Source organism: Desulforudis sp. DRI-14 (assembly GCF_052618305.1).
This window is the reverse complement of record NZ_JBQXEZ010000036.1, coordinates 1-13007: the sequence shown is the minus strand read 5'-3', so window position 1 is coordinate 13007 and position 13007 is coordinate 1. Positions and strand designations below refer to the sequence as shown.

Genomic DNA, 13007 nt, shown 5'->3' with positions numbered 1-13007 from the left:
TATACGAGGAACGAAAATGTTTACACTGACAAAAAAGCATGGACATTTTCAACCGGTCCTTCTGCGAGGTACTCCTGCAAGGCGACGCCCGGCAGCAGGGTTTCGGATTTCCTTTTCCAGGTCGCCGGAAATCTATCGGGGTTTGCACCCTCAACCTTTCCCGGCTGGGCTACCCTGACGCAGGATGAAGACGACTATTTCAAACGCCTGGCCCGGCCGGCCGGAAATAGCGGCCACCTCCCTGAAAATAAAGCGCAAGTGCTGGAACGGCTGACTGAAGCTGGGCTTTATCCCTATACCAGGTTCTACCTGCGCGGCGAATTCTCCACCATCGGCGTGGTGGCGGGCAACGAGGCCTGTCTGAACCTGTTCGATACAGGCAGACCTGGCAGACTCTTTTTGCGGCAGATTAAGGGCCTGGGACTGGTATTAAAACTGACTCCGTTACCGGGCCGGTGCAGTCAGACACATGAACCGAAACTGGATACGCCTGCGCATGAGGTTGCGCATTCCGGTGAATTCGGACACCCATTCCGGAGTTTTCGGACAGTGTCAGAACGGGGCGGTGCTGGTATGTGGTAATAGTATCCAAGTGTCCAGATTCAGTCAAGCTTGGACATCGTTTTCCGCATCGATTCCCCCCTTAGTTCAAGCTTGTAAGCGTTGTGAACGAGACGGTCGAGAATGGCATCGGCAATAGTGGGGTCAGCGATAGCTTCATGCCACTGGCTCACTGGAATCTGACTCACGATAAGTGTGGAGCCTAACTGGTTGCGGTCCTCCAGGATGTCAAAGAGTTCACGGGCCTGTTCGAGTTCGATCGGTGTTAGCCCCCAATCGTCCAGGATCAGGAGATGCGTTTTCTGCAGCTTGCGCACCAATGAGCTGTAGGTCCCATCCGCCCGGGCGGTAAGAAGAGCGTGTAAGAAGCGTGACATTCGGAAGTAAAGGACGTTAAAGCCCATCCGGCAGGCCTTGTTGCCGAGGGCGCAGGCGAGAAATGTTTTGCCCACGCCCGTTGGCCCACTGATGATCACATTGTGGCAGGACTTAATCCAACGACACTCTGCCAAGGAAAAGAAGATGGAACGATCCAGGCCACGTGGGTGCCGGAAGTCGACATCCTCCACACAGGCCTGTTGCTTAAACTTAGCGAACCTAAGTCGGCGCGTGAGCTTCCTGCTTTCCCGTACATCCCACTCTCGGTCTACCAGCATCCCGAGACGTTCTTCAAAAGAAAGGTTGTTCATCTCCGGTTGGGATAACTGTTCTTCCAAGGCTTGCGCCATCCCGGTGAGTTTTAAGGTACAGAGCTTGTCCTTAGTCTGATGTAGCACGGTTTGGAACCTCCTCAGTTGTAATACTGCGGCCCTCTAATGTTGGCGTGCGAGGATACGGACTTGGGGGTGCTGGTTTTAAGCGGTACCTGATCTAACCCGTTTTTAAGGATTCAGGCGATACTGCGGTAAGAATAGGCTTTGATGGCCAGGCTGCGGCGGCAGGCTGCTTCCAGCCTTTCTGTAGAATACTGCTTAGCCAGCTTGATGATCCCCATACAAGTACGGAACCCCTGTTCCGGGTGCGGCTTGCTTTCTAGAACCGTCTTCACTAATTGACTGGTATAGGGTCCGGTTTCCGCCGCCCAGGATATAAGCCGGGAAGGGGTCCACTCAAGGTATCTCTGGTGCACTTTGGGGCGGTGAGCCGGGTTGGTGGTGCACCCGCCGGCCCGGTAGCTGCGGGGATGGCTGGCCACACGCCGGTTCTTGTGCAGAATTTCGAGGATGTAGGGGCCCAAACGGACGTCAACCTGTGCGCCCACCAACTGGTAGGGGACGCTGTAGAAGTGGTTATCCACCTGGATGTGGTAGTCAATATTGACTTTAGCTGTTTTCCATTCCCGGTAAGGGTAACGCTCGGGAGGCAGCGGGCGCAGGGCCGGACGGTCGAGGGTCTCAAAGAGTTCGCGCCGGGTGGTGGGCATCTTTTTGAACCGGCGGGTGTTAAGCCGTTAGATCCACAAACCGGCGCTGTCACCGAGGCTTTTGGCAATGTTGCAGCTACGCGCTATTTGCCGCACGCTCAGGCCGGCGCCAAAGCGTAACCGTAGTACTTCTCTTACTTTGCGCATTGATAACCCCTTCCGTGACATCCCCACCGCTCACATCCTTTTTGGGATCAATGGTAGGGCATTCTGGATTGAAACAAGGGCAGGGCTTAGTGTGAAGCTCACTAGGACAAGTTTTTAGCCTACCTATGAGGGATTGAAACGAAACAAAAAAGGATGGAGCGCTTCTGAAGGTTACTCAGGAAGAGGCTTCCCGCTTCATTGCAACCCTGACGATTAAACTCGGGGAATGCGTCTTGACCGATTGTCTAAAGTCTTGCCCACCAACCGTATTAACTGGTATAGTCGGGGTAAGGGGTTGCAGGGATTGAAAACAACGCGGTACTTTGAGGAGCAGGTCCTGCGAAAACGCCCGTACATCCGCCGGGAGTGGTGCGAAGAGGCTTTAACGGCGGCCCGCTAACCGGGAGGAACAGGCCGATGGCCGTATACGGTATTGGGTTTTCGTACCTGAACTCGGCAAATACCTGCGGGTGGTAACCCTTGGCGACGGGGAGACGGTGCACAACGCCTTTCCCGACCGCGGATTCAAAAGAGGCGGAAAAGAACAATGAGGCTTCATTACTATCCGGAAACCGATTCTCTCTACATAGAGTTCTCGGAAAAGGCCGGTGCCGACGCCCGGGAAGTCGCGCCAGGGGTGGTGCTGGATTTCGACGCCGAGGGGCGATTGGTCGGGATTGACATCGACCAGGCCAGCCGGGTTGTGGACCTGTCCCGTCTCGAAGCTAATACGCTTCCGGTCCAAAGTATTCCACGGGCGCAATTGTAATTGGATCGGTTTTAAGGTGTTACTGCCACCCCATAATGTCCGGGAATAGACGGTGTTAATTATCCGAGAATTGACCGAACAGCTGGCCGGCAATCATCAGCGGGTGGACCAGGGAGAACTACATGAGCTCTCCCTGAATCACCCGCTTTACCATGTGGTCGTCAACGATCCGGTTGCCGTTCTGTGCCCTGTAGGTCAGGCAATGGGTACAGGCCTTGTTGATCAACCGCAGGGTCCCGGCTGAGAAACGAAAGATCTCATCCAACGCACCATCCGAGAAGATGTCCCGGTCCGCACCGGCATATGCCAGGTGCCGTTTTTGCAGTTGGCGTTTGGCATCGCCCCGGTAGAACTTGGCTTCACACCCGAGCTGCTCCAGCAGGCCTTTGTAGAAATGCCGGGGTGTCAGTTTGGAATCCGCCAGGTACATCACCAGAAACCGGGCCGGGTCGAGGATATCCTTGAAACGCCGGATGGCGGTGGTCTTGCCGGTCCCGCTGTCCCCGGTGAGCACAACGAACAGTTGGCGCCGGGCGGCATGTTCCAGTCTGCCCAGTGTCTCCTCCAGCATCATGGACGGGTACAACTGGTCTGTCGGAATGTCGCGGGTGAACGGGGTTTGGGTCAACCCGTAGAATTCTTCAAACATTGCCGCCGACCTCCCCCTTGCAAACCGCCCGGTAGGAGATGGCAGGCACCTGCTGCTCTTTTCTCTGCTTGTTTTTCTTTGCTGCTGCACAAAGGAGCCTGGATGATTCAGCAGTCCGGCTTTGCGGGCGCTCTTTGGTCTGTTCCCCGATCACCAGTTGCCTGGCTTTCCAGGGGGCATGCCCCTGGTACTCAATGGTCAGTTCGGTGATGTCGGCGGGGTCATAGATGACCATCACCGTACAACCGACGAAGGTGAGACCCACCTCGTACTTTTGGCCCATAAAGCTGATGCAGCCCGCCTTGTCGACCTTACGCTCTCGCTGTGCAAAAAGGCGTTGGTGACGGTCTCGGGGGGAAGGAAGCGCTTGTACGGCACCAGCATGTCCGGCAGTTCGTGGTGGATGCGATGGCACGCAACGCAACCAAGGCGGCGGATGATGAGGACGATTTTGTCCCCCAGGCTATCGATACAGCTCCGTTTGCGGCTGCCAATGACCTTTAAATGCCCGCTACAGCAGGGGCAGGGTATCTGCTCCGCGCTCCGCACAAAAAACACCCTTGTCGGGGTTCTCAATCAGTTCATATTCTGTTACAATGACCATACATCTAGTGGGGACGCCTCTGGTGCTGCTGCTGACCACAGTACCACAACAAACAGGGGCGTCTTTCCTTTCTAAAAGATATGGCCATTATATCCAGCAATTCCCGGTCAGGCAATCCCGTCAGCTTTCGGACGTTTCAGGTTAGCCCTAACACCTCGCTTACGTCGCTGGCCACAATGCTTATCAGTGCACTGGACTTGCCAAGGAAAGAAGCGATATTTGCCATCTTTGTAGCCTCCTGGAGGATCCTGGGGGAAGTGCGCGGACAGTACACGCAGCCTAACTGGCAGCGGCTGGTGACCTCCACCTGCAGAACCGGAATGGCCCTTCCCGTTTCCCCAACGGCGCGCCACCGGAACCGTTCCGCCAGCCGTTTCAGCCAACCCACCGGGACCATCCCCCTCCCAGGGTATCTACCATATGCCCATTACCAGCTCACTGCAGGAACAGAAGGTTGGGAAGGGGGAAGTTTCATTTACAACTACAATGCTATCCTGGCGGACAAAAGGCGGATGGTGTATAGATGACGGGGACTGGTCGCCACTGCCGAGGCGGACCCCTGTTCCAGAATGCGGCCCCGGTGCATTACCGCTACCTCGTCGGCCACCCGGAAAACCACATCCAGGTCGTGGGATATAAGAAGATACGCCAGTCTCATTTCTTGTTGGGTTTTCTTCAGGAGTTGGAAGACCTGTGCCTGCACGGACACGTCCAGGGCCGAGGTGGGCTCATCCAGCACGAGAAGGGACGGTTCCAGGCTTAGCGCCCGAGCGATGGCCACCCGCTGGTTCTGGCCGCCGCTCATTTCCCAGGGGTAACGGTGATAGAACTCCGGCCCGAGGCCGACCATCTCGAGCAGGTCGGCCACGCGCTCCCTCACGTACCGGCCCCGCACCAAACGATGCACCAACAGCGGCTCGCTCAGGATCTCGCCGATCCGCATCCGGGGATTGAGCGCTCCCTGGGGGTTCTGAAAAATGATCTGCATCTTCCGTCGCAGATAAAGGGCTTCCTCCCCGCGGGCCCTGAAAACATCCCGACCTTCGTAGAAAACGCTGCCGCCGGTGGGGTGCAGGAGGCCCACCACCAGGCGCCCCACGGTGCTCTTCCCCGCGCCGCTCTCGCCCACCAGCCCAAGCGTGTAACCGGGGTTGATAGTGAAAGATACGCCGCCAACCGCTTTAACCAGCTGCCGTCCCAGCAAGCCGCCGCGGAAGTATTTTTTCAAGCCTTTCACTTCTAACAAAAATAACACCTCACCCTGTACCCCGGGGTCACCTCGGCCAGCGGCGGTGCCTCCCGCGCGCAAATCGCCCTGGCCCGGCGGCACCGCGGCTGAAACCGACAACCCGGAGGAAGCGCGGTGAGGGGAGGTGCCGCTCCCGGAATCGGCTTCAGTTCCCTGGCCGGGTGTGAGTTCAGAAGCCCGCGGGTATAAGGGTGACGCGGCGCGGAAAAAACGGCCTCCGCCGGGCCGTATTCCACCACCTGGCCCGCGTATAGCACGGCGACCCTGTCAGCCAGCTGCCGCGCGGCGGGCAGATCGTGGGTGATTAGAACAAACGCGCGCCGTCCGAACGTCATCTCCCGGAGAAGCTCCACCACCTGCGCCCTCAGGGGCCAATCGAGCCCCTTGGTTGGTTCGTCGGTGATCAAAAGACGGGGCTCCAGCGCCAGGCCGAGAGCCAGCAGCAGTCGCTGCTGCATGCCCCCGCTGAGCTGGTGGGGATAGCAGGAAGTTGCCCGCTCGGGGAGTCCCACCCCAGCCAAAAGATCAGCCACCTTCCGGCGGACCGGGCGCCCGGTCGGGCGCCACCGGCGAGCAATCGCCTCCCGCACCTGGTATCCCCCGGTGAGGACGGGGTTCAACGCCGCGGCGGGGTTTTGCAGAACCATGGCGATCTCTTTCCCCCTGAACTCCCGCATCCGGGTGGATGGAAGAGACAAAAGGTTGCAACCGTCATACCAGACCTCGCCCCGCACTTGCGTCCCGGGCGGCAGAAGGCGTAGAATGGCGTGTCCCAATACGGTTTTGCCCGAACCGGTCTCCCCGATGAGCGCCAGCCTTTCTTTCTCCCCCAGTTCCAGGCTGACACCGTCGAGAACGTGTACCGTTCCTTCCGGAAGCGGAAAATCAACCGTCAGGTTTTTGATCGATAACAAGGGCATCCTCTTCCCTTTCACCAGATAAATAACAGCACAATAAAAACACCCGTCCAGCCGAGGCGTAGTAGCGCCCCCACGGCAGTAATCTCCAAACCCAGCCGGCTTCCGAACAGGCCGACATAATACGGTAGGCGGTGGGCCAGGATATACCGCAGGCTCGTGACGAAATTGGCCAGCATCAACGTCAGGAGCGTCAAGTGCGGGTTTAATACCCCCTGCTGTAGTAAATCTCCCAGCATTGCGTAAGCAGCCACCGGGTTGGCAAGGCATACCGGTATAGCGGTCAGCGCCGCGGGCGGCAGGGGCACGTTATCAAGCGAACCCAGCATTTCCTTGAACCACCCGGCGTTTACCAGCAACATGGCGGCAATGCTCACGGGGAGGGCCAATAAAACCATCCGCCGGAGAACATAAACTGTGCGCTTTATACAGTGCCCGAATACATCCCGCAACGGTCTTTCCCGGTTCGTTGCCGGGACCGGCGCGGAATCGGCGGAACCGGGACGAAGCAAGAAAGCCGCCGCAATGAAGGCTACCCCGCTTACCAACAGGCCGTTGGCTAGGAAAAAAGCGGTATAGGCAAGCCCTACCGATCCGAGAAAGGGTATGGCTACGGGTGCCAGATAGACAACGCTTTCGTATACCGTTTGGGGAAACCAGGTACCTATAGCAGTCAGGAGCGTTTCGCGGCGGCTTATTCGCCCCTCCTGGTACAAGCCGGCCAGCATGGCGACCGCCGTAGGGGGCGAACCGAATGCAACCAAAAGGGCGATTCCGGCATCGCTGGTAAACCCGATACGCCGCAGCAAAGGAGTGAAGAGCGGGTGCAGGCGCTGGAAGAAACCCAGTCCCAGCGCCAGGTTCGCGAGCAGCACTCCCAGAACGGTATAGGGCAGCGCCCGGGCCCAGACCTCTACCGCCCGCCAGGCGGTATCCCAAACCCAATGCACCGATTAACCTCCCCCTCCGTCAAGAATCCTGCTCCGCCGCGGGTCAAGGGCGTCGCGCAGGCCGTTTCCCACCAGGTTAAAGGCCAGCACCGTCAAGAAGATCATCAGCCCGGGGGTGATCATCAGCAACGGATAGGTGCGCATGTACGATCGCGCCGCGTTAAGCATCGCCCCCCATTCCGGCGTCGGCGGCTGCGCGCCGAGGCCCAGGAAGGAAAGCCCGGCCACCGCCAGGATGGTGTGCGGAATGTCAAACGTCGCCAAAACCACAACCGGACCAAGCACGTTCGGCAGGATATGCCGGACCATGATCCGCGGGCCGCTGAAACCCAGGGCGCGGGCCGCCAGGACGAACTCGCTCTCTTTGAGCGATAAGACGCTGCCGCGGACCACGCGGGCGAAGTGCAGCCACCCCAAGGCCACCAGCGCCAGGATAGTGTTTCCCAGTCCCGGTCCTAAAACACCCACCACCGCCAGAATAAAGACAAGGTTGGGAAGGCCCATCAATACATCGGTAAGGCGCATCAGGACCTCGTCCAAAAAGCCGCCGTAGTAACCCGCGATCAGGCCGATGAGCGTCCCCGCGACCGCCGCCAGCCCCCCGACCAAGAGGCCCACGGCGAGGGAGATGCGGGTGCCGTACAGTACCCGGCTCAGCAGACAGCGCCCCATGTCGTCCGTTCCCAGGGGATATTCGCCGCCGGGCGGGGCCAGCGCGTGGGCCAGGTTCTGCTTCACCGGGTCGTGGGGCGCCAACCACGGCGCCAACAACGCTACCAGCACCAGCAGAATAACCACTACCCCGCCCGCGAAAGACGCCCGATCCCGGCCGATACCCTGCAGCAGTCTCGCCAGGGAGAAGGCCGTGCGGAAGACAGTAACCGTCTCGTGCATTATCCGTCGCTCCCTCCGTACCGGATGCGCGGGTCAAGAAATGTATAGGAAAGATCGATCAGCAGGTTAACAAGCGCGAAACAGAAGGCCAGAAAAAGGACTCCTCCCTGCAGGACGGGAAGATCGCGGGACTCGATGGCCTCGACGATCAACTGTCCCACCCCGGGGCGGCCGAAAACGTTCTCCACGATGACCGTGCCGCCGATCAGGTGGTTGAACTGCAGGCCCAGGACGGTTACCACCGGGATCAAGGCGTTGCGCAGGGCGTGGCGCCGGAGCACCGCCCCCTCGCCCAGGCCCTTGATCCGCGCCATGGTAATGTAGTCCTGCTCCAGCACCTCCAGAAGGCTCGCCCGCACGATGCGCGTGCTGACGGCGGCCATTCCGGCGCCGAGGGTGACGGCGGGCAGGATGAGATGGGCCGGACTGCCCCCGCCCGCCACCGGCAGCAGGCTCAGTGTCAGGGAAAAGATCAGGATCAGCAGCAGCCCCAGCCAGAAATTGGGCATGGCCACCCCGACAAGGGAACCCGTCATCACCAGATTGTCGAACCAGGAAGAAGGACGTCGGGCGCAGGCGATGCCCAGCGGCACCGCGATCAGCACCGTGAGGAGGAACCCGGCCGCCGCCAGCTCCAGCGTGGCCGGGACGCGGGCGAGGATTTCCGCCGTCACCGGTCGTTTGGTGACGAATGAATACCCCAGGTCGCCCCGTGCGACATGGCCGAGCCACCAGGCATACTGTCGCCAGACGGGCATATCGGCGCCGATTTCCCTCCGTACCACACTTAATTCTTGGGAAGAAAAGTCATCGTAACCCCAGCGATATATCGCCACCAGCCGCGCATGATCGCCGGGAATTACATGCGTCAGGGCGAAAGTGATTATCGAAACCCCGAAAAGGACAAAAACAAGCAGCACGATGCGCCGCACCAGGTAAGAAAGCATAAGCCACCCTCGCTATCGCTGCCGTCTTCCCGAAAACGCGGCCGGAGAGGGTTGTCCCCCTCCGGCCCGAAGCCCGCCAACGGGCGGTTTTACGGTCGCTTTTCCACCGTCATTTCCGGGTTGGTATGCAGATCATGCGCGTTCGGGTTGAATTTGAACCCCTTGACGTAATCGCGCATGCCCACGGCCATCCTGTAGCAGGCGATGTTAACCACCGGTGTGTCTTTGGTGACGATCGTCTGAATCTCCCGGTAGATACCGTACCGCTCGTCCGGATCAGCGGTCGCGGCGGCCTTGTCGATCAGGCTGTCAACCTGTTTGTTTTTATACTTGGCCACGTTCTGGCTTCCCTTACTGCCGTAAACGCCGGCCAGATACTTGTGCGGGTCGCTCGTCTGGAAGGATGCCAGAACCATGTCCCAATCTCCCTGTTTTACCCGGTCGTAAATAGCCCCGTATTCCAGGATCTGAACCTGCGCCTTGATCCCGACATCCTTGAACTGGGCCTGCAAAGCCTCCGCCATCGGGGGCATGCCGGGCCGCGAGGCCCACGTCATAATGGTGATCGAAAAGGGCTTGCCGTTTTTCTCCCGGATGCCGTCGCCGTCCTTATCCACCCAGCCGGCCTCGCCGAGCAAGGAGCGGGCCTTTTCCGGATCGTACCGGTACATATTTTCAACGGCCTCGTTACACCAGGGAGTATCGTGCATGAACGGACCGATGGTCGCCTCGCCGCACCCATGCAAAACGCTTTTCACGATCCCGGCCCGGTCGATGGCGTAGTTCAGGGCCTCGCGCACCTTAAGGTCACCGAAAGGCGCCCGACTCATATTCATCTCCAGCCGGTAAATGCGCGGCCCGGGATAAAGCTCGACCTTAACCCCCGGCACCTTCTGCAACCTTTCTATCTCCCCGTACGGCAGGTCAAAAGTAAAATCAATCTCGCCCTTTTCCAGGGCCAGAGCCCGCGTGTTCGCGTCGGGGATCGGCCGGAAAACCATCTTGTCTAACCCCGCGGCCGGGCCCCAGTAATCCGGGTTCTTTTCCACGGTAACCTGGCCGGATGCCTGCTCCCAGGAAGCAAATTTAAAAGCGCCGGTACCGATGGGCCGGACAAACTCACCCTTATCGTTATAACTCGCCGGACTTAAAATACAAAAGTCAGCGCCGGCCAGCGCCTCCGGCAGCAACAGGTTAGGCTTGGCCGTAACCACTTGGAGTGTCCTCTCGTCTGCCGCCTTAAGCGAGGCGATATTAGTAAGCTCCTTGGCGCGCGGGTTGTTCCCGAGCACCCGCTCCAGCGCCCAGGCGACGTCAGCGGCAGTCAGGGCGGCGCCGTCGTGGAACTTAACGCCATCACGCAGGGTAAACTCCCAGGTGTTGGCGTCAACCTGTTTCCAACCCGCCGCCAGCAGGGGTTCAAGCCGGTAGTCTTCGCCCATCCTCAGGAGCGTTTCAGCAATGTGGGCCTTTTCCACAAGCAGGAAGCCATTATCCAGCGTGCGAATGTGATCGCGGTCACCGATCACCAGGACCCGGTCCGCATTCTCTGCAGTTTGATTTCCCGCTGTCGTCCCGGGCTCTTGCTTACCGCATCCGGCAAGGATAAGCCCGCATAAGATGACTACCAGGAGAAGGTATGACCGGAGCAACTTCTTCCATCCCCTTTCATTTAAATCGTCGTGAAGGTGAAAACGGCGGTCAGCACGCGCTCGTCGTACTGGCCGGGGACCCCCTTTCGCGGGTCGCTATGACTGGCCAGGATCATCCAGTTCCCGTCCCTGAACGGAAAGCTTACCACCCCCTCCGCGTCCGTGCTGGCGGCACGGGGAAATGAGTTGCCGGAACAAAAGGCTTGCACTCTTGCCCCTCCCAAGGGACGGCCCTCGTAGAGAACTGCCAGTTCCAGCCGCTCCTCCGCGGGAGGCCGCGGCACGATCTCAAACTCAGCGCCCAACGACCCCGGCCAGGGACCGTCCCGTTCCACGGCGACCAAAGCCTTGGCATACTGGTAATAGTAGACTGATTTCACGATCGTTATTTCCGGATGGTCGGTGCGGGGACCGCGCAGGTGGCGGCCGTCCCGACCGATACTCCAGATCTTCCCGTCATACTCGGCCAGAAGAGTGTGCACGCCGATTTCGGCAGGCGTAAAAACGGCGGCCAGGTCCGTATCCCCGGCCTCTACGGCCAGCGGGATTCTGTTGCCCGCCGGGGAAATCAAACAGGTCCTGGTGCGTAACGGGTCGGCTTTCCCCTGCACGACAAAATCGTGGCCGAACCTGATGCGGGCGGTTAACTCCTTTCCGGGACGCGCCCGATACGGGCACTCGATCCAGATGTTGTGCGGCGCCATTCTTACACCCCCCGGGGCCTGAATCCGCTGATGAGATAGGTGACTCTATCGCTGCCCGGATCACGCGGGAGAATCTGAACATCCACACCGGCGAACCCGGCGTTTACAAAAAGTGCAGCCACTTCCTCCGGACTGACATCCCTGTTCAGAGGTAGTCTCTCTTCGATTTCCGGAGGGTAATGATGGCCTTTTTCTCCCGGCCGACGGGGGGAAAAGTCAGCAAGTGCTCGGCCGCCTGGCCTTAACACCCGGTACCATTCGGCGATGGCTCGCTCCGGTTCCGCCAGTGTCCAGAGCACGTGCCGCGCCATCACGGCATCAAAAGACGCTGCCGCAAAGGGAAGCAACTCTATGTCTCCCTCGACGAAAGTAATCTCCAGACCTGCATCCCGGGCCTTCAGTCTGGCTTGGTCGAGCATGGTTACCGACCAGTCGACGCCCGTTGTGCGGTGTCCCAATTCCGCCAGGATTAGCGCTACGAACCCCGTGCCTGTTCCGACATCCAGCACATCCAGCGGACCCGGTCCCAGCCGTGCCGCGATGTTCCGCCAACGTTCCTTCTCGGCTGGGCTTTTCGTACCGTGAGCGCTAGCATGCTCGTACTGATAGCCTTTTGCGTTCCATCGCGCCCGCATCGTCTCCCGTAAGTCGTTCATCCGACTACCTCCCTGCATCCCGTGAGATAAAACAAAAAAGGCCAAGGAGCACTTGACCCCCGCTTCTGCGGGACAAAGGCCTCCTTGACCTAAATCGTTCACTTGATGCCTTTTTAGAGCACCTTACGCTCTACAGCGTAACTGTCTGTATACCCACTATAGCGGCTTCGGCCGCGATTTTGTGACCCTATTCGCGCTTCGGCCAATAGTTCCTGCTACTTATTAAAGAATTTTCCTTCAACCGTGTAGTGCATTATATGGCCGGGCTAGGAGTGATGCAGCTTCTCCTTGACCACCAGCACCGCGCAAGGGGCCTGGCGGGAAATGAACTGGGAAACACTACCCATCACAGTTTGCGGAGCTAAAGAACCACGGGTGCAGGTCCAGACCCTCTACGGAAGGAACGTCGAGCAGATTGGGTGCCTCATATGCAAAAGCAAGGTCCACGTGTAAACATATCTCCTCTTCGGTCACGTCGGTTAGACCCTCATCGCCACGCCGAGAAAGAAAAGATAGACCTGGTGGTCGTTGGGTCGCGGGGCTTTAGCCGCCCACAGGACTTTGATTTGTGTGGCAGTTTCGCCCTAATGCAACAGCCTCGAATGTGGTTCGTGTACCTCCCGTAAGGAAAGCGATGGTTCAGGGCTTGGTCGACGGCTTGTAGAAAAATATCCGTGGTGCAACGCCGGGCGAAGGACCAGCCGACGATCTCCTCTTATCGAAGGCATCAATCACCGCAAACAGGTAGCCCCAGCCGTCTGTACCGCACCAGACCTTGGTCATATCCACTTGGAAATGCTCATTGGAACGGGTTACCGGGATGTGTCTGGGAATTATGGGGACACCATACCTAATTACTTCGGGCTTTCGGTTGTTCTGTTCTTT

At 58.9% G+C, this 13007-nt stretch carries 16 protein-coding genes and 1 pseudogene; 2 read left to right on the top strand and 15 right to left on the bottom strand.

Translation table 11 applies throughout. The features are described from left to right. Nucleotides 1–582 (top strand): annotated as a pseudogene (locus tag ACUM6F_RS12325) (hypothetical protein); the annotation flags it as partial. A 20-nt stretch (nt 583–602) separates the two neighbouring features. Here the strand turns inward: ACUM6F_RS12325 and istB are convergent. Together istB and ACUM6F_RS12315 are read right to left on the bottom strand one after the other, a co-directional pair. Continuing rightward, the gene (gene istB / locus ACUM6F_RS12320) at nt 603–1337 is read right to left on the bottom strand and encodes an IS21-like element helper ATPase IstB (RefSeq protein WP_445349424.1); all 735 of its coding nucleotides are present in this window, start codon (nt 1335–1337) and stop codon (nt 603–605) included. A gap of 113 nt (nt 1338–1450) precedes the next feature. Then, complete coding sequence (locus ACUM6F_RS12315; RefSeq protein WP_445349423.1) at nt 1451–1984, bottom strand: Mu transposase domain-containing protein; 534 nt, start codon at nt 1982–1984, stop codon at nt 1451–1453. Nucleotides 1985–2678: 694 nt separating this feature from the next. Here ACUM6F_RS12315 and ACUM6F_RS12310 point away from each other — a divergent pair. Next, a complete protein-coding gene (locus ACUM6F_RS12310; RefSeq protein WP_445349422.1) occupies nt 2679–2900 on the top strand; it encodes a DUF2283 domain-containing protein in 222 nt (73 codons plus the stop codon). A gap of 118 nt (nt 2901–3018) precedes the next feature. Here ACUM6F_RS12310 and ACUM6F_RS12305 read toward each other — a convergent pair whose 3' ends face one another. The 13 genes from ACUM6F_RS12305 to ACUM6F_RS12245 form a co-directional block, all read right to left on the bottom strand. Beyond that, complete coding sequence (locus ACUM6F_RS12305) at nt 3019–3549, bottom strand: ExeA family protein (protein WP_445349421.1); 531 nt, start codon at nt 3547–3549, stop codon at nt 3019–3021. Then, nucleotides 3542–3832 (bottom strand): hypothetical protein, encoded by a 291-nt coding sequence (locus ACUM6F_RS12300; RefSeq protein WP_445349420.1) that lies wholly within the window; start codon nt 3830–3832, stop codon nt 3542–3544. The genes ACUM6F_RS12305 and ACUM6F_RS12300 overlap by 8 nt, the downstream gene beginning before the upstream one ends. Next, the gene (locus ACUM6F_RS12295; protein WP_445349419.1) at nt 3784–4098 is read right to left on the bottom strand and encodes a DUF6431 domain-containing protein; all 315 of its coding nucleotides are present in this window, start codon (nt 4096–4098) and stop codon (nt 3784–3786) included. The genes ACUM6F_RS12300 and ACUM6F_RS12295 overlap by 49 nt, the downstream gene beginning before the upstream one ends. A gap of 191 nt (nt 4099–4289) precedes the next feature. Continuing rightward, on the bottom strand, nt 4290–4541 hold the full coding sequence (locus ACUM6F_RS12290; RefSeq protein WP_445349418.1) for a hypothetical protein: 252 nt from the start codon (nt 4539–4541) through the stop codon (nt 4290–4292). 93 nt (nt 4542–4634) lie between these two features. Further along, the gene (locus ACUM6F_RS12285) at nt 4635–5390 is read right to left on the bottom strand and encodes an ATP-binding cassette domain-containing protein (protein ID WP_445349425.1); all 756 of its coding nucleotides are present in this window, start codon (nt 5388–5390) and stop codon (nt 4635–4637) included. A 2-nt stretch (nt 5391–5392) separates the two neighbouring features. Continuing rightward, complete coding sequence (locus tag ACUM6F_RS12280; RefSeq protein ID WP_445349417.1) at nt 5393–6316, bottom strand: ABC transporter ATP-binding protein; 924 nt, start codon at nt 6314–6316, stop codon at nt 5393–5395. Between the two features lie 17 nt (nt 6317–6333). After that, complete coding sequence (locus tag ACUM6F_RS12275; protein WP_445349416.1) at nt 6334–7269, bottom strand: nucleoside recognition domain-containing protein; 936 nt, start codon at nt 7267–7269, stop codon at nt 6334–6336. A gap of 3 nt (nt 7270–7272) precedes the next feature. Then, on the bottom strand, nt 7273–8163 hold the full coding sequence (gene nikC, locus ACUM6F_RS12270) for a nickel transporter permease (protein WP_445349415.1): 891 nt from the start codon (nt 8161–8163) through the stop codon (nt 7273–7275). Further along, nucleotides 8163–9110, bottom strand: coding sequence for a nickel ABC transporter permease (gene nikB, locus ACUM6F_RS12265; RefSeq protein ID WP_425620834.1), 948 nt, complete (start codon nt 9108–9110; stop codon nt 8163–8165). Before nikB ends, nikC begins: the two co-directional genes overlap by 1 nt. A gap of 89 nt (nt 9111–9199) precedes the next feature. Next, nucleotides 9200–10762: an ABC transporter substrate-binding protein gene (locus tag ACUM6F_RS12260; RefSeq protein WP_445349414.1), complete on the bottom strand. Its 1563-nt coding sequence runs from the start codon at nt 10760–10762 to the stop codon at nt 9200–9202. Nucleotides 10763–10782: 20 nt separating this feature from the next. Beyond that, a complete protein-coding gene (locus ACUM6F_RS12255; RefSeq protein WP_445349413.1) occupies nt 10783–11466 on the bottom strand; it encodes a DUF4198 domain-containing protein in 684 nt (227 codons plus the stop codon). 2 nt (nt 11467–11468) lie between these two features. Further along, nucleotides 11469–12122, bottom strand: coding sequence for a class I SAM-dependent methyltransferase (locus ACUM6F_RS12250; protein WP_445349412.1), 654 nt, complete (start codon nt 12120–12122; stop codon nt 11469–11471). Between the two features lie 639 nt (nt 12123–12761). After that, nucleotides 12762–13007 (bottom strand): hypothetical protein (locus ACUM6F_RS12245; protein ID WP_445349411.1); only part of this gene is annotated, 246 nt, incomplete at its 5' end.